We start from the raw sequence: 15458 nt of genomic DNA, 5'->3' as shown, positions 1-15458 counted from the left end.
GCGCAAACGGAATCGTACTCGTGTTTTGAGGCCGTCATTGCGGCAACAGGAGCAGGGGAAGGTATATTACCGTGTCTAAGCGTAAAAATCATTTCAGCCACCGTCATTCAGCAACCGGATCATTTCGTATCCTGCTTCTCGCCACCGTCGCCGGCCTTGCCCTGACCGGCCCTCTGCCGGCGGCCGCACAGACGGCGACGCAGGCAAGCGCGCTGCAATTTTCAATCGCGCCGCAACCGCTCTCGAGCGCGCTGGTGCGTTATTCCTCCATCACCGGCGTCGATGTCGTGTTTAACGGCGAAATTCCGGCGACGGTAAGGACGGCGGGTGTCACAGGCGCGTTCAGCCGCAAGGATGCTCTCACGCGCCTGCTTGCCGGAACCGGCCTTTCCTATACCTTCACCAGCGCCAACACCGTGCGGCTCAGCAACCCTGGCGCCGCCGCAGCGCCGGTTGCGGGCTCCACCCTGCTCCAGCCCATCGAACTGACGGGCAACAGGGGCGGCGGTGACAACGCCACCGTGGCGGCCAAGAACAGCTCCGGCGCCACCAAGCTCGATACGCCGCTCATCGAGACGCCCCGCTCGGTCGCGGTCGTCACCAAAAAGGAAATGCAGCAGCGCGGCGTGCAGGACATCATCGAGGCCGTGCGCTACTCCGCCGGCGTCACCACCGGCACCGCCGCCGGCTTCGATCCGCGCTTCGACCAGATCTATATTCGCGGTTACGACGCCACCACCATGGGCGACTACAAGGACGGGCTGCGTCAGCCCTATTTGAACTACGGCATGTTCCGCACCGATCCCTATTCGCTGGAGCGTGTGGAAATCGTCCGTGGCCCGATCTCCGTGCTTTATGGCGCAGGCACGCCCGCCGGTATCGTCAACAAGACATCGAAGCTCGCAAACGGCACGCGCATTCGCGAGGTTGAGGCGCTTTACGGCACGGAAACCCGCAAACAGGCCGCCTTCGATATCGGCGACACGATAGACGCTGACGGCACATTGTCATACCGCGTGGTCGGACTGGCGCGCGCCGGCGACACCAATTTCGATATTGCCGACGACCGTTATTTCCTTCAGCCGTCCTTTACCTGGAAGCCGTCCGACCAGACCAGCCTCACCGTTTACGGGCTCATCCAGTCCACCGAAACCGACGCTTCGGTCGCAGCACTGACCGATCCCGCCGGCAATGTCCTGCGGCTGCGTGGAAGCGATCCCGATTACGACTATCAGAAAATCCGCCAGCAGCAGGTGGGCTATAATTTCGAGCACGAATTCAACGATACCCTGACCTTCAGGCAGAATCTGCGTTATTCCCATATGGATCTGCGCAGCCGTTATCTCGGCGTATCGAGCTGGACCGGTACGGTTGCCCATCGCGATCCCTGGGCGATCCGCGACGACATGAAGGCCTTCCAGGCCGACAATCAGCTTGAATGGAGCTTCGACACCGGCCCCGTTTCCCATACGCTGCTGACCGGCCTCGACTACAGCAATGTGAAGTCTTCATTCGCCTATGGTTATGCATCCGGCGGCTCCGCCTTCGATTTCGATATCGCCAATCCGCGCTACGGTTTCTCCGGACCCACGCCCGCCTACAGCGCCTATCAGTCGGAAGCCGATCTGCGGCAGATCGGGCTTTACGCCCTCGACCAGATGGAACTGGACAAATGGCGTTTCACCCTCGGCGGCCGGCAGACCTGGGTGGACCAGACCCGGCAGGGGCCTGTGACCGAAGACGTGCAGAAGGACGCCTTCACCGTTCAGGCAGGCGCACTCTATGCCTTTGACAACGGCGTTTCGCCCTTCTTCAGCTATGCCACCTCCTTCGATCCGGTTACCAAGCTTTCCGCCACCGGCGAAACGCTCAAGCCCACCGAAGGCGAACAGTTCGAGCTGGGCGTGAAATATCAGCCGCCCGGAACAGACATCATGCTTTCGGCGGTCGCCTATCATCTGGCGGAGAAGAACAAGCCCGTGGCCATCGATCCCGCCGGCCTGATATTCCGCTCGCTCGGCGAGGTGACCAACAAGGGCTTCGAACTGGAGGCGAAGGCCAATATCGCCGCCGGCTGGGATGTGATCGCCGCCTATAGCTACACCCACTCCAGGATCACGGCGGGCGACGACGCCGGCAATACGCCTTCCTCGGTGCCGACCCATGTGGCCTCTCTCTGGGCGAACTATACCTTCCAGGAAGATACGCCTCTCCATGGCCTCTCGGCCGGAGCGGGCCTGCGCTATGTCGGTGAAAGCTATACCAGCACCAAAAACATCGCGAAGAACGATGCCGCCATCTATCTCGACGCCGCTCTTTCCTACGATTTCGGCGCGCTCGACAAGGATTATGACGGCCTCGTCGCGTCCTTCAACGTCCGCAACATCGCCGACGACCGCAATGTCGCCTGCACGGACGGTTATTGCTATCTCGGACAGGGCAGGAACATCACGGCGTCCCTGAAATATCGCTGGTAACCGTGGCGACCGCAGGCGGCAACCCGGTGGCGGGGCGCATGGCGAAGACCATGGCGCCCTGCCCGCAATCGGCGCATGAAGAGCTGCCGGACTTCGCGTCCGTCGGCTCTTTCGGCTATTGTACGGACAAGTTCCTGCTTGCACCGCCCTGCGGTGCGGAGGTTCTGCCCTGCCGGCAGCTTGCCTGCGAAGATGTTTTTTGCGGCTTGATGTCCCGCCACAACGCTGCCCATCCGGACGCCGACCCGAGAGCCGCGGCGTCGCTCTGGACACTTTATTATTTCAGCCTGCTGACCATCACGCCCACCGTCTGCCGCCTCGTGCACGGCCGCCGCCTGCCTCTGGCTCTCGGCGATCTGAGCGTGATCATCGATCCGGAAAACGCCCTGCCGGTCGCATTCCTGCTCCCCCATGCCGGCGATCAGGCCGGCAAGGCATCCGCGCCCGAAGATCTGCACGGGCTTTTGCGCGATCATCTCGCGGCACTCATCCCCTCCATCGCCAGGGCTGCGAAACTTGCCCCCAAATTGCTGTGGAACAATGCCGCCGTCTATCTGTCGTGGATCATCGGGGAAATCGAGGCGCAGGCCGATCCGGCGCTCGCACGCGCCTGCCGGGCGGTTATCGACGATGCCCTGTGGCCAGATGGCAGCCGCAATCCCATGTCCGGCATGGTGGTTAAGGGCAACAGGCGCGTTTGCTGCCTGCGATACATGATCCCCGCCATTGGCGGATGCGGCGCAAGCTGTCCTCTGCCCTGTGGACAAACCCGGGACACGCACGATGCCTGACCATTCGCCCACTCGCCGCCTGCTGATGGCCGCGGCGCTGACCCTGCCATGGCAGAGCGTGGCGAAAGCGGCGATGCCGAAGGGCGGCATCGCCTCGCTCGATTACGGGCTTGCATCCACCCTGCTCGCGCTCGGCACCGCGCCGGCGGCCATCGCCGCACGCGCGGACTGGGACACATGGATGGTGGAGCCTGCCATGCCGGAAGGCGTGGCCGACCTCGGCTTGACCGCCGAAATCAATTTCGAAGTGCTGGCGAGGCTGAAGCCCGACGTCATCCTGTCAACGCCTTTCCTTGCCTCGCTTACCCCGAAATTACAGTCGATCGCTCCGGTGATGGAATTTCCAATCTATACACCGGAGAGCGACGCCCTGACGGCGTCCTACGCCGCGACCCGCAAGCTTGCCGCGGCCCTCAACAGGGAACAGCGGGGAGAGGATTTCCTCTCACGGGCCGAAGCCTGCTTTGCCGATTGCCGCCGCCGGCTTGAAAAATTGCGGCCGCCGCCGGTCGCCGTCATCAATTTCATGGATGAACGCCATGCGCGGGTCTATGGCGGCCCCGGTCTTTATCAGGGCGCCATGGAAAAGATCGGTCTTGCCAATGCCTGGCCGGGAAAGACCAATTATTGGGGGTTCGAAACCATTGCGCTGGAGGCGCTGGCCGCCCTTTCGGCGGATGCCCGGCTCATCGCCTTCGAACCGCTGACGCCGCCCGACATTCTCTCGCGGCTCGATCAAAGCCCGCTCTGGAGCAATCTACCCTTCGTCCGGGCAGGCCGGGTCTCCACCCTTCCCGGCGTGCTGATGTTCGGCATGGTGCAGGAAGCCATGCGGTTTGCCCGTCTGGTGACCGAGCATCTGGAAAGCCACGCCTGATGCCGCCGGTCCTCCTGCGCCTCCTCACCCCCGCCGGTGTTGCCGCCAGCCTCTTCCTCCTCGGCGCCATCTTTGCCGTCAGCGATATCTGGCCGGATCTGCATCGATTGAGCGGCGACGGTGCACAATATGATGTTGAGCGGCTCATGCTGCTCTATTCCACCCTGCCGCGCATGGCGACGGCGCTTCTGGCGGGTGCTGCACTGGCGCTGGCTGGCGCATTGTTGCAGCAGGCCTTGCGCAACCCCCTCGCCTCGCCCTCGACGCTCGGCATTTCAGCGGGCGCCAATCTTGCCGTTGCCGCAACCATGTTCGCCTTTCCCACCCTGGAGGGCATCAGTCGCGATGTGGTGGCGATGGCAGGCAGCGCATTGGCCGCCCTTGCGGTGTTTTCCATTGGCGCAAGACGCGGATTTTCACCGCTGTCGCTCATCCTCGCCGGCCTGATGATCGGCATCTGGTGCGCCGCCGCCTCGGCCATTCTCGTCCTTCTCAACGAACGGTATCTGAGTGGCCTGTTCATCTGGGGCGCGGGGTCGCTGTCTCTGCAAAGCTGGACCGTTCCCGTCACCCTCTTTCCGAAAATTCTGGTCCTGACTGCGCTTGCCGGGCTGATCATGCGGCCTTTATCGCTGATGGAACTGGGGGATGTCAGCGCCGGAGCGCTCGGCCTTTCCGTCGTGCGGCTGCGGGTTCTTGCGGTATCGATCGCGGTTGCATTGGCCGCGCTTGTCACCAGCGCCGTCGGCGTCATCGGTTTCGTCGGCCTTGTCGCACCCGCCATAGCGCGGCTTGCGGGTGCCCGCCGCATCGCCCAGCAAATCCTCTGGTCTCCGCTCATCGGCGCAGGGCTGCTGCTTCTGACGGACGAAATCGTCAAACGCCTTTCGGATATCACCGGCGGGCTGATACCGACCGGCGCCATGACGGCCCTGTTCGGCGCGCCGCTGGTGCTGTTTCTGCTGCCTCGCCTGAAAGCCATGCAGAGGGAATTGCCCGCTCCGCCGCCGGGCATCGTTAAACAGCGTCGCGTCTCCCCCATCATGGTCCTGTCTTTCGTTGGCCTGCTGGTTGCGGGCGTAACGGCCGCCATTCTTTTCGGCCGCGCGCCGAATGGAAGCTGGGGTTTGCTGCCTGTCGGTGAATGGAGCGAAATTCTGCCCTATCGCTGGCCGCGGGTCGTCGCGGCCTTCGCAGCCGGGAGCCTGCTTGGTGCAGCCGGCGCCATTCTCCAGCGCCTGACCGGCAACGAGATAGCAAGCCCGGAAGTGCTTGGCGTTTCAGCCGGTGCGACGCTGGGCATGGCCGTCGCGCTTTTCGCCTTCACCGCTTCCGGGCCGATGCTGCAACTGGGTTTTGCGAGCGCCGGCGCCGCCGCGGTTCTTTTCGCCATCCTGTCGCTCGGCCTCAGGTCAGGCTTCACGCCCGAGCGGGTTCTTCTGACCGGCGTGGTGCTGACGGCCATGCTCGACGCCGTGATCGGCGTGCTGGCGGCTGGCGGCGACCCGCGCGCCATGATGATCATTCGCTGGATGGGAGGCTCGACCTATCTCATCGATGGTTTCACCGCCCGGGTCGCGGCCGTCTGCGCGGTGGTTTTCGCAACCATGGCCATTCTGGCGCATCGCTGGCTTACCTTGCTGCCGCTCGGCGCGGGCGCAGCGCGGGAACTCGGCGTCCATGTTGCTTCGGCACGGGCCGCACTGTTCATTCTCGCAGCCGCCATGACGGCGGCGGCGACGCTCATCATCGGCCCCTTGAGTTTTGCCGGGCTGATGGGGCCGCACCTTGCCCGCGAAATCGGATTTCGGCGCGCCGGCCCGCATCTCATCGCCGCGGCACTCGCCGCCGGCTGCCTGATGGTGCTTGCCGACTGGGTGGGGCGAATGGCAGCCTTTCCCTACCAATTGCCCGCCGGTCTGGTTTCCGCTCTCGTCGGCGCGCCACTGCTCATGGTCCTGCTGGGGCGAAGGAAATAGCCTTCCCTTTGCGGCCGTCGCCCTAACCTTGGGCAGGCTTTCGCGCCGGGCCGAAGATCATGAAACTGATGGCGGCGAGCAGCCAGACACTGATGCCGGCATAGAGCATGACGAGGCCGAACCCATCCGCAAGCGCCCGATGGACGAGTTCTTCCGAAACGCCCTGCGCCGAGGCGCCGGCAGTTCCCGCCGCGATCTTTTCCGCCAGCGACTGCAATTCATGCACATCCGCACCGGACGGCAGGTTCGCCCGAAGCGAAGCCCGGACGCCCTCAACCAGAATAAAGCCCATGATCGGGATGTTGATGGCGAGCGAAATCATCCGTGCGCTCATGTCGATGCCCGAAGCCATGCCGGAACGGGCGGCGGAAACCGCACCCGTGGTGGTGTTGGTAACAGGCGTATTGGTCAGCCCGAGCCCGATACCGGCCAGGATGCAGCCGGGCAGCATGGTAAGCCAGCTCGCATTTTCGATGCCGCTTCCCAATTTCATCAGCATGAAACCGAGGCCGATGGTGAACAGCCCGGCCGGAATGACAAGGCGCGGCTGATAGCGCAGCGACAGGCGCTCCGCCAGCGGCGGCATCACCAGCGCCGGCAGCGTATAGGCAAGCAGGCCGAGGCCGGCGGTGACGCTGTCATAACCGAGGCCCGCCTGAAACCAGATCGGCAGATAGATCATGAACGGCCAGAAGCTGATATTCATCGCCGCCGAACCGATGATCGCCCCGGAAAAAGGCCTGATGCGGAACGCGGAGAAGTCGAACATCGGTCTTGAACTAAGCTTTTCAGCAATTACGAAGGCAATGAAGCTCGCAGCCGCGACGCCGAGGACCAGAAGCGCCGCCGGGCTCACAAAACCGAGCGCAGGTCCCTGCGTGATGAAAAAGGCAAGGCAAAAAACGGCGGCCGAAAGGGTGACCATGCCGGCAAGATCGAGACGCGCCGCCTCCGGATCGCGCGATTCTCCGACGCCACCCGTGGCAAGCAGCCATGTTCCCGCGCCAAGCACGACGTGAACAAGGAACACCCATTCCCAGCTCCACAGCGCAACGATGGCGCCGCCGATGATCGGGCCGAAGCCCAGCCCAACGCCCGAGACGATGCCCCACCAGCCGAACGCCATGCCGCGTTCGCGGGCCGTGCGAAACTGATGCGACAGGATGGCGATCTGGCACACCAGCATCGCCCCGCCGCTCAGCCCCTGAAGGAAACGGGCGCCGATCAGCACCGAGACGTTTTCCGTCATTCCGCAGGCCAGAGAGGACAGCGCGAAAGCGACGATGCTGGCGATGAAGACACGTTTGCGGCCGAAGCGATCTGCCAGCGCCCCCGTCGCCATCAACACCATCGTCACGCCGATGGTATAGGCGTTCATGATCCACTGAAGCTCGCGGAAATCCGCATGCAGCACCTGTTCGAGTGTTGGCAGGATCGCCGGAACGCTGGAAATTTCCAGTCCGAACATCAGGGCGGAGAGACAAACGGCAGCGAGCGCCATGGCGCTTCTGCTGCTTGCGGGTGCGGCAACGGCAAGGGTCATTCTTCAGCCTTTCATGGGTCGGTTCGCCATTGCGAAAACCGATCTGTGGAGGAGGCACGCTAGACAAAGCTTGACCATAACTGAATTGGATGATTGGCTATTTCAGAGACAACAAATTGGAATAATCGATATGAGCACGCTGGATGTGGAGGCCGTCGAAGCCTTCGTTACCATCGCCGATATGCAGAGCTTCACCCGTGCTGCCGAAGCGCTTGGCACCACCCAGGGCGCTATCAGCGTCAAGCTCAAACGACTGGAAGACAGGCTCGGCCAGCGGTTGCTCGAACGCACGCCGCGCTCAGTACGGCTTTCAGCGCAGGGCGCGGTATTTCTGGCGCCTGCCCGCGAGTTTCTCGCCGCGCATGACCGGGCGCTGGCGGGTCTTTCCTCCCCGCGCCGCCGCTTCGGCCTTGGCATCGCCGCCCATGTGGCAGGACCGGAGGTTCCGACCCTTCTTGCACGTCTCAACGACCACGACCCCGGGCTTACGATCGAAGTGCGCATGGATCATTCCCGATCCCTGCTGGACGCCTTCGACCGTGGGGAGATCGATGCGGCAATCATCCGGCGCGAGGACGACCGGCGCGACGGCGAGGTGCTCGGGCCGGAACATTTCGGCTGGTATGCAACCCCGCAATTCGAACACCGTCAGGGTGAACCGCTGCGGCTGGCGGCGCTCTCTCCCGCCTGTGGCGTGCGTGACATCGCCACCCGTGCCTTGGACGCGGCTGCGATTGCGTGGACGGAGGTGTTTCTTGGCGGCACATCGTCGATGGTGACCGCCGCCGTCTCGGCCGGGCTTGCGGTTTCCGCCTTCTCCTCGCGCCTCGCACCGCCCGGCACCGTGGAGGTCAGCCAGCGTTTTGGCCTGCCGCCCCTGCCCTCCACAGAAATCATCATGTTCTCGACCCTGACGGACAGCAGATCCCGGGAAGCCTTACGCACGCTTGCCGCCGCTTTTCGCGAACATCGGCCGGGATCGTGACGCAATCCGTCTGACACCGGCTAAACGCCGAACACCTCCGGCGTCAGTTTTCCGCCCCTCAGCAGATGTTGCAGCGTATAGGAAACCGAAAGCGCATCATCGAGCGCATCGTGCCCCTGCAATGGCGGATGCTCGACGCCGTAATAGTCGGCCAGCCTGTTGCTCGGCGTTTTTGCCAGATCCTCCACCGGCATTCCCGCTGCAAGCAGAAGTTTGACGGCATTGTCGAAACGCCCGGCAGGGATGGGCGGCTGCATGCCGGCGACATAGCAGCTTATCGCCACCATATTCAGCTCGTCCTTGCCCCATGACCAGCATTGGGCACCTTCCGTGAAACTGTCGAAGCTTGAAAGGGCCTCCTGCAAGGAAACGCCTTCCGCTTCGATGATCTCCCCGGTGATCCCCGTCAGCCGGGTGAAGAACGGATCGATCGCATATCTTCCGCCATGACGGTCGACCGGACATATATAGGCCTTATAGGTCCCCAGAATCGGAAAATCGCCCTCCAGCCCAAGCCTGACGGCGCCAATCTGCGCAATGACCGGATCGGGATCATGGGCCGCACACCAGAACCTGCGCTGGGAACCTTCCAGGCAGAGGAACTCGCAGTCGAATATGATTGCTTTTTTCATGAACCAGCCTTTCATTTCGCATGGGCCATATCTTGAAAGCACAAATGAAGTGCTTTATATATTTCGCATGAGCACGAAACTTTTGTCCAACGTTGTCCTGGCACTGAATCTCTCGGAGGGGAACCGCTCTTCTCTCGAAGAGACGCTCCTTGCCTATCGGCGGGCGATGGCGATCCTTGACCGGACTGAAGGCGCCAATCTCGTAACCTTGCATGCGGCAGCTTATGAAGAGATCAGGGTCAAGACCAGCCTTCCTTCCCGCATGGTGACGCTGGCTCTGCGCGACCATAGCCAGCGCGATCCACAGGAACCGGTGCGGGACATTCCGCTCGACAGCAAGCTCTTTTCGGTCAAGGGGCCGGATACGGTGAGCATCGCCACCCTCTCGGGCCGCGTCGTGGTGCCCTATACCGTTCGTGGCTATCACGACGGCTGGAATGACTTTTCAGAAGCGCGCCTCGTGTTCGAGGGCGAAACCATCAGCATCCATGCCGGAATCAAAACCGGCTTTCAACCAAGCAGGGAGGCTTCGATGAACAATGAAGGTATTCTTGGGCGACTCGGGCGTGTCATCGCCGGTGTCATGAACAACGCTGTCGATGCGGCGGAGGCGTCCAATCCGGTCGCCGTAGCGCAGCAGGCGGTGCGGGAAATCGCTCAGATCGCCGATGAGGCCCGATCCGCGCTTGGCGTGGCGGTCGCAGCCGGCCATCGCCTGAAAGCCAAGGCCGCCGATCTCGACGAAGAAATTCGCGACCTCGACGACAAGATCAGGATCGGACTTGAAAACGGCCGCGAGGATTTGGCCCGCGCGGCAACCGGGCTGCAGATCGATCTGGAAGCGCAACGGGAAGCGCTGAACAAGGCGATTCTCGAGAACGCTGCCGAAATTGCCGAGGCGGAAACTACATTGCGCAGCATCGCTTCCGCAAAGGCGGATGCGCAAAAGCGGCTTGAGGACGCCAAGCGCGCCGAACGCATCGCACCGGCAACCGATACGACCCCATCCCAGCGCAACGACCGCCGTCTGGCTGACGCGCTCGACGCCATCGAAAGAGTAACCGGCACCCCCGCCAAGCCCAATAACGGAACGGCGGAGGTTGAAGAACTCGGCCGGATGCAGCGCCAGAGCGCCATCGAAGCACGACTCAAGGCATTTCGTGAGGGGCAGCGTTGATGGAGAGCATTGTCCAGCCAGGCACTGCTCCCTTCTGGATCGCCTTGCTGACGGTCTTCGGCCTCGGCATCGTCGAACTCGTCTCGGTCCTTCTTGGTGTATCGGCTTCGGGACTGCTTGACGACAACTTCAGTTACCACGCGCCCGGCGATGCCGAGGCGGGGTTACTCGGCAGCTGGATGTCCTGGCTTAATGCGGGCGGCGTGCCGCTTCTTGTTCTGGCGGTCATCCTGCTCTCGGCTTTTTCCGTCGCCGGGTTCTTCATTCAGGGGGTCGCTTCCGCAACGCCGCTCGGGCCCTTGCCGCCCTATCTGGCCATGACCGGTGCCATTGCCGCCGCCCTGCCGGCCACGCGGTCACTCAGCCGCGCCGTTGCAAAGGTCATTCCACGCGATGAGACAAACGCGCTCGAGCAGACCGATTTTCTGGGACTTGTGGGCACTGTCACCATCGGGCCTCTCGATCAGGGCAAGCCCGGCACCGTGCGGGTCAAGGACCGGCACGAGAATATTCACTTCCTGCGCGCACAGGCTGCATCCGGTCACACGATCGATACGGGTGCGCAGGTATTGATCGTCGACGGTGCGGATGGGCTTTTTCAGGCCATTCCCGCACCGCCGGATCTGGAAACTCACCATAGCGGGCATCATAGGGGCTAACTCACCATGGATTTCTTTTCTCTGGGCCTGATTGCGGGGGCTATCGTCACGGCCATCGTCGTCATCGGCATCATCATGACATCGCTCTACACGCGGTCGACACGCGACAAAGCCTATGTAAGGACCGGCCTCGGCGGTAAGAAAGTCGTTCTCGATGGCGGCGCCATCATCCTGCCGATCTTCCATTCCTATTCCTGGGTCTCTCTCAGCACATTACGACTGGAAGTGAAAAGATCAGAACATGAATCCCTGATCACCAAGGATCGCATGCGGGCAGACATCACCGCCGAATTTTACGTGCGGGTTAAACCCGATGCAGAAAACATCGCACTTGCCGCCCAGACACTCGGCGACCGGACAAATGATGCCGATGCGCTGAAGTCACTGGTCGAAGCGAAATTTGTCGACGGTTTGCGCTCGGTTGCCGCGACGATGTCGCTGCGCGATCTTCAGGAGCAGCGTGCCGAATTCGTCAAATCCGTGCAGGCGGCCGTCGCGCACGATCTGCAGTCCAACGGTCTGGAACTGGAATCGGTCTCGCTGACACGGCTCGATCAAACCGATATCAAGCACTTCAACCCCAACAACTCGTTCGATGCGGAAGGCCTGACGGCGCTCACCCGGATCACCGAAGAGCGTAAACGCGAACGCAACCAGATCGTCCGCGACAACGAAGTCGAAATTGCCACGAAGGACCGCGAAGCGGTGCTGCGACGCTTGACCATCGAACGCGAACAGCGCGATGCGGAACTGACGCAGGAGCGCGATATCGCCAACAAGACGGCGGAAACCCGGGCGGAAGCGGCAAGAGCCGAGCAGGCGGCCCGCCTCAACGAGGAAACGGCAAAGCTCGATACGGAGCGCGGCATCGCCGAGCGGGACGCCCAAGCCCGCCAGGCGCGTGAAACTGCCCGCATCGAAGCCGAGCGCGGTATTGCCGAACGCGAGGCGGAAGCGCGCAAGATCACCGAAACGGCGCGAATCGAAGCCGCTATCGCCGTAGCGCAGAAGGTGGAGCAGGAACAGGCCGCCCGCGCCAAGGCGGACGAAGCCAAGGCTTCCGCCATCACTGCGGAAGAACAGGTGGCAACAGCCCGCGAAGTGGAAATAGCCGAACGCGCCAAGCGCATCGCCGTGATCGACGCCCGCAAGGCGGCAGAGCAGGAGGCGACGGCCATCACGGTAAAGGCGGAAGCCGAACGGCAAGCCGCCGAAAACCTGGCTGCCGCCACCAAGATCGGCGCCGAAGCCGAGGCACAGGCCGCGAAAATCCGTGCCGAAGGCGTCATCGCTCTCGGCGATGCAGAGGCGCAGGCGGAACGCGCAAAGAACGATGCACGCAATGCGCTATCGGGCGACATCATCGCATTCGAGCTCGCCCGTGCAAGGATCGCCATCATTCCCGAAGCACTTTCCGAGGCGATGAAGCCCATCGAGAAGATCTCCGATATCCGCATCTTCAGCGCCGGTAATCTGGCCGGCGCCCTCGGTGGCGGCGGCGACGTCAAAAACGGCAATGGCCTCGGCGATCTTTCGAGCCAGCTTCTGAGCTTCACTGCGCAAAAGCCGGTTCTTGACGAAATCCTTGCGCAGGCCGGCTTCAAGGGTACGGACCCGACACAGGCTTTGTTGGCTGCATCAATCGCGAACGCCACGGATCAGCCGGCATCGGGAAAACAGCAACCTAAAGAGACGTAAAACAGTCCTGTCTCTCCTGCAGCAACGACAACAAGCGCGGTCAACCTGAAGGCGGCCGCGCTTTTCATTTACTCCGCAGCATGCGGCACCAGAAGCACCGATGGCTCCGATCAGGCCTCCGCGTGAAAACGCATCGGCATACGCCTAGGCAGACTGAAGCAGGCTGCTCTCCAGCGTCTTAAACGACGTGACATCCTGACGGGCCAGCGAAACAACCCACGCGCCCTGCAGCCCGATCACCAGTCTTTCGGCATCGGCCTGCGGATCGTGACTGCCCAGACGCCTTGCCTGAGCTGCGATCCTTGCGGTCCAGTCGTTGAGCACATCCGCACCGATCTGGCGCAAATCGGGCTTTTCATCGCCGGCCTGAATGATGCTGAGCACCGGGCAACCCATGATACGGCCATTTTCCTGCGAGAGGCGGACTATCGCACGGCACAGCGCCACCGAGCCCGAAGCGAAGCTCTCCGCGTCCTCGAAACTCGCATCGATCAGCTCTGCCACCTTCCGGCCCGCCCATCGCGTCGCCTCGGCGGCAAGCTGCTCCTTGCCACCGGGAAAATGATAATAGAGAGAGCCTTTCGGCAGGCCTGTCTCCGCGAGAATTTCAGCCAGTCCCACACCCGCATAACCGCGCCGCCGAAACAGCGCGGAGGTAGCTCGTATCAAAGCGTGGCGGTTCTTGCTTTCGTCCATTCGCCTGTTTTAGGCGCTGTAGACCGTTTGGTCTAGAGATGTTATTAGACCAAACGGTCCAGGAGGAGGAAGGGATGGATGACTGATATTGCAGAGAGCCGGGAGATCGACATTGTTTCTGAAGGGCACAGGCTCGCCGGCCGGTTCTTTCCGCCCAGGGGGCCAGCCCGCGCGCATCTTGTCCTTCACGGCGCAACGGGTGTTCCGGCGCGCTATTACCGCGCCTTCGCCACATGGGCGGCCGGTCAGGGCATCGGTGTCCTGACCTATGACTATCGCGATTTCGGCGCATCCCGACAACGCCCCGTCCGCGAAAGCCGGGCCACGATGGCCGACTGGGGAATTGCCGATCAGACAGCAGCCGAGGCCGCACTTTGCCGGATAGCACCGGAAGGCCCCCTCTGGCTGCTCGGCCATTCCCTCGGCGGGCTGACATTTCCTTTTCGACGCCATGACGAACGGCTTGAGCGTGTCATCACCATCGGTTCGGGCTTTGCCCATGTCAGCGATCACCCATGGACCTATCGGCCCACGGTCATCGCCTTCTGGTATCTGCTCGGGCCTGTCAGCACGACACTCGCGGGCTACCTTCCCGGCCGAAGACTGCTGCTGGGTGCGGATCTGCCCGCCGGAATCTACTGGCAATGGCGGCGCTGGTGCACGAGCAGGGATTTCTTCCGGCGCGATATTGGCAAATCGCTGCCAGAACCGGATTTTTCCGCCACCCGCTTCGATCTGCGCATGATGACGATGGCAGACGATGTGGTGGTGCCGCCCGCCGCCGTCTGGCGTTATGCCGATGTTTTCCCGCAGGGAAGCGTCAACCGCAGAACCCTGCGCCCGGAAGAATTCGGTCTCACCTCGCTGCGCCATATCGAGGTCATGTCAGAGCGTGCAGCACCGGCATGGCCGGCGATATTGGGGCTGGAAGAAACGCCCACCGGGAAGGATGCGTATTGATCTTACGACGCCCGATTGGCCGTGTTCCGGTCCGTGACCGTATCGATCAGCCGGCATAAACCGGGCGCGGCTCCGCCTTGACCGCAAATTTCCCCTCTGCTTGTCGACAATTCCGGACGGAAAAATTAGCATCACGCGAAACGCCGCAGCGGAGCAATCATGTCACTTCCCCAGAAAATCGGTTTTATCGGAACGGGAGCCATCACCGATGCGATGGTCAGGGGCCTGCTCGCCAGACCTGCCGCCGTGCCGCATGTCATGGTGTCCCAGCGCAGTGCCGATATCTCCGCGACGCTTGCCGCCGATTTCCCGCAGGTGATCGTCTCCGGCGATAATCAGGCAATCGTCGATGGCTGCGATACCGTCATGCTGGCTATCCGGCCGCAGATCGCTGAAGAAGTCATCCGGCCCCTGCGGTTCTGGGACGGGCAGAAGATCGTCAGCGTCGTTGCCGCAACCGGCCGTGAGGCGCTTCTGGACTGGATCGGCGCGGATGTGCGTCTCAGCCAGGCGATCCCGCTACCCTTCGTTGCCCGGCGCAAGGGCGTCACCGCCATTTATCCTGCCGATACGGATACGGCTGCCATCTTCAACGTGCTCGGCAATGCGGTGGAATGCGAGACCAAGGCGGAATACGATCTTCTGGCCGCCGCCAGCGCTTTGATGGCCACCTATTTCGGCATCATGCAAACGACGACGGAATGGCTTGCCGAGAACGGTCTGCCGGAAGAAAAGGGGCGCGCCTATCTCGCGCCCCTCTTTGCCGGCCTCTCCGAGGTGGCCCTGCTTGCTGGAAGCAGGACTGATTTCATCGATCTCAGTCGTGAATTCGCCACCAAGGGCGGCCTCAACGAGCAGGTGCTGCTGGATTTCGACGGCAAGGGCGGATCAGGGGCGCTGAAAGATGCACTGAGCCGTGTATTGGAGCGGATCACGCAATAATCGGACAATCGCATGGCGACAACGAAAAAGGGGCCTTTTCGG

General features: G+C 62.3%; 13 protein-coding genes. 10 read left to right on the top strand and 3 right to left on the bottom strand.

Annotation, left to right across the window (positions count from 1 at the left end; genetic code table 11):
• Positions 1-71 precede the first annotated feature (71 nt).
• Genes ACQZ5N_RS15740 through fhuB form a run of 4 tightly spaced genes read left to right on the top strand, consistent with a single transcriptional unit; the run spans position 72 to position 6124 of the window.
• Entirely contained in the window at positions 72-2477 is a 2406-nt protein-coding gene (locus ACQZ5N_RS15740; protein ID WP_448733402.1) for a TonB-dependent siderophore receptor, read from the top strand.
• Positions 2423-3268 carry a siderophore-iron reductase FhuF gene (gene fhuF, locus ACQZ5N_RS15735; RefSeq protein WP_448733401.1) on the top strand — a complete coding sequence of 282 codons (846 nt, stop codon included), beginning with the start codon at positions 2423-2425 and terminating at the stop codon, positions 3266-3268. The genes ACQZ5N_RS15740 and fhuF overlap by 55 nt, the downstream gene beginning before the upstream one ends.
• Positions 3261-4145, top strand: coding sequence for an iron-siderophore ABC transporter substrate-binding protein (locus ACQZ5N_RS15730; protein WP_448733400.1), 885 nt, complete (start codon positions 3261-3263; stop codon positions 4143-4145). The genes fhuF and ACQZ5N_RS15730 overlap by 8 nt, the downstream gene beginning before the upstream one ends.
• Complete coding sequence (fhuB, locus tag ACQZ5N_RS15725) at positions 4145-6124, top strand: Fe(3+)-hydroxamate ABC transporter permease FhuB (RefSeq protein WP_448733399.1); 1980 nt, start codon at positions 4145-4147, stop codon at positions 6122-6124. The genes ACQZ5N_RS15730 and fhuB overlap by 1 nt, the downstream gene beginning before the upstream one ends.
• 22 nt (positions 6125-6146) lie before the next feature.
• Here fhuB and ACQZ5N_RS15720 read toward each other — a convergent pair whose 3' ends face one another.
• Positions 6147-7667 carry an MFS transporter gene (locus ACQZ5N_RS15720; protein ID WP_448733398.1) on the bottom strand — a complete coding sequence of 507 codons (1521 nt, stop codon included), beginning with the start codon at positions 7665-7667 and terminating at the stop codon, positions 6147-6149.
• Between the two features lie 130 nt (positions 7668-7797).
• On the opposite strand from ACQZ5N_RS15720, the gene ACQZ5N_RS15715 reads away from it, so the two are divergent.
• Positions 7798-8652 carry a LysR family transcriptional regulator gene (locus ACQZ5N_RS15715; protein WP_003522061.1) on the top strand — a complete coding sequence of 285 codons (855 nt, stop codon included), beginning with the start codon at positions 7798-7800 and terminating at the stop codon, positions 8650-8652.
• Between the two features lie 20 nt (positions 8653-8672).
• Here ACQZ5N_RS15715 and ACQZ5N_RS15710 read toward each other — a convergent pair whose 3' ends face one another.
• Positions 8673-9284 carry a 3'-5' exonuclease gene (locus tag ACQZ5N_RS15710; protein WP_448733397.1) on the bottom strand — a complete coding sequence of 204 codons (612 nt, stop codon included), beginning with the start codon at positions 9282-9284 and terminating at the stop codon, positions 8673-8675.
• Between the two features lie 82 nt (positions 9285-9366).
• Here ACQZ5N_RS15710 and ACQZ5N_RS15705 point away from each other — a divergent pair, with 82 nt between their 5' ends.
• Genes ACQZ5N_RS15705 through ACQZ5N_RS15695 form a run of 3 tightly spaced genes read left to right on the top strand, consistent with a single transcriptional unit; the run spans position 9367 to position 12818 of the window.
• The gene (locus ACQZ5N_RS15705) at positions 9367-10461 is read left to right on the top strand and encodes a PspA/IM30 family protein (RefSeq protein WP_448733396.1); all 1095 of its coding nucleotides are present in this window, start codon (positions 9367-9369) and stop codon (positions 10459-10461) included.
• Positions 10461-11120, top strand: a complete 660-nt coding sequence (locus ACQZ5N_RS15700) for an OB-fold-containig protein (protein ID WP_448733395.1) — start codon at positions 10461-10463, stop codon at positions 11118-11120. Before ACQZ5N_RS15705 ends, ACQZ5N_RS15700 begins: the two co-directional genes overlap by 1 nt.
• A gap of 6 nt (positions 11121-11126) precedes the next feature.
• Positions 11127-12818: a flotillin family protein gene (locus ACQZ5N_RS15695; protein WP_078053708.1), complete on the top strand. Its 1692-nt coding sequence runs from the start codon at positions 11127-11129 to the stop codon at positions 12816-12818.
• Between the two features lie 144 nt (positions 12819-12962).
• Here the strand turns inward: ACQZ5N_RS15695 and ACQZ5N_RS15690 are convergent, their stop codons facing one another.
• On the bottom strand, positions 12963-13514 hold the full coding sequence (locus ACQZ5N_RS15690; protein WP_448733394.1) for a TetR/AcrR family transcriptional regulator: 552 nt from the start codon (positions 13512-13514) through the stop codon (positions 12963-12965).
• A 78-nt stretch (positions 13515-13592) separates the two neighbouring features.
• On the opposite strand from ACQZ5N_RS15690, the gene ACQZ5N_RS15685 reads away from it, so the two are divergent.
• Both ACQZ5N_RS15685 and ACQZ5N_RS15680 read left to right on the top strand, forming a co-directional pair.
• Entirely contained in the window at positions 13593-14474 is an 882-nt protein-coding gene (locus tag ACQZ5N_RS15685; protein WP_448733393.1) for an alpha/beta hydrolase family protein, read from the top strand.
• Between the two features lie 159 nt (positions 14475-14633).
• Positions 14634-15416: a pyrroline-5-carboxylate reductase gene (locus tag ACQZ5N_RS15680; protein WP_448733392.1), complete on the top strand. Its 783-nt coding sequence runs from the start codon at positions 14634-14636 to the stop codon at positions 15414-15416.
• The last annotated feature ends 42 nt before the right edge of the window (positions 15417-15458 follow it).

The sequence above is a fragment of the Agrobacterium sp. 22-221-1 genome, assembly GCF_053522445.1.
The sequence above is the reverse complement of the archived record's forward strand: the minus strand, read 5'-3'. Positions and strand labels throughout refer to the sequence as shown.

Bases quoted from the DNA above. Each gene is read 5' to 3' on its own strand.
- ACQZ5N_RS15730 (WP_448733400.1), top strand. From the start codon at position 3,261: ATGCCTGACCATTCGCCCACTCGCCGCCTGCTGATGGCCGCGGCGCTG.
- fhuB (WP_448733399.1), top strand. From the start codon at position 4,145: ATGCCGCCGGTCCTCCTGCGCCTCCTCACCCCCGCCGGTGTTGCCGCC.
- ACQZ5N_RS15720 (WP_448733398.1), bottom strand. From the start codon at position 7,667: ATGACCCTTGCCGTTGCCGCACCCGCAAGCAGCAGAAGCGCCATGGCG.
- ACQZ5N_RS15715 (WP_003522061.1), top strand. From the start codon at position 7,798: ATGAGCACGCTGGATGTGGAGGCCGTCGAAGCCTTCGTTACCATCGCC.
- ACQZ5N_RS15710 (WP_448733397.1), bottom strand. From the start codon at position 9,284: ATGAAAAAAGCAATCATATTCGACTGCGAGTTCCTCTGCCTGGAAGGT.
- ACQZ5N_RS15700 (WP_448733395.1), top strand. From the start codon at position 10,461: ATGGAGAGCATTGTCCAGCCAGGCACTGCTCCCTTCTGGATCGCCTTG.
- ACQZ5N_RS15695 (WP_078053708.1), top strand. From the start codon at position 11,127: ATGGATTTCTTTTCTCTGGGCCTGATTGCGGGGGCTATCGTCACGGCC.
- ACQZ5N_RS15690 (WP_448733394.1), bottom strand. From the start codon at position 13,514: ATGGACGAAAGCAAGAACCGCCACGCTTTGATACGAGCTACCTCCGCG.
- ACQZ5N_RS15685 (WP_448733393.1), top strand. From the start codon at position 13,593: ATGACTGATATTGCAGAGAGCCGGGAGATCGACATTGTTTCTGAAGGG.
- ACQZ5N_RS15680 (WP_448733392.1), top strand. From the start codon at position 14,634: ATGTCACTTCCCCAGAAAATCGGTTTTATCGGAACGGGAGCCATCACC.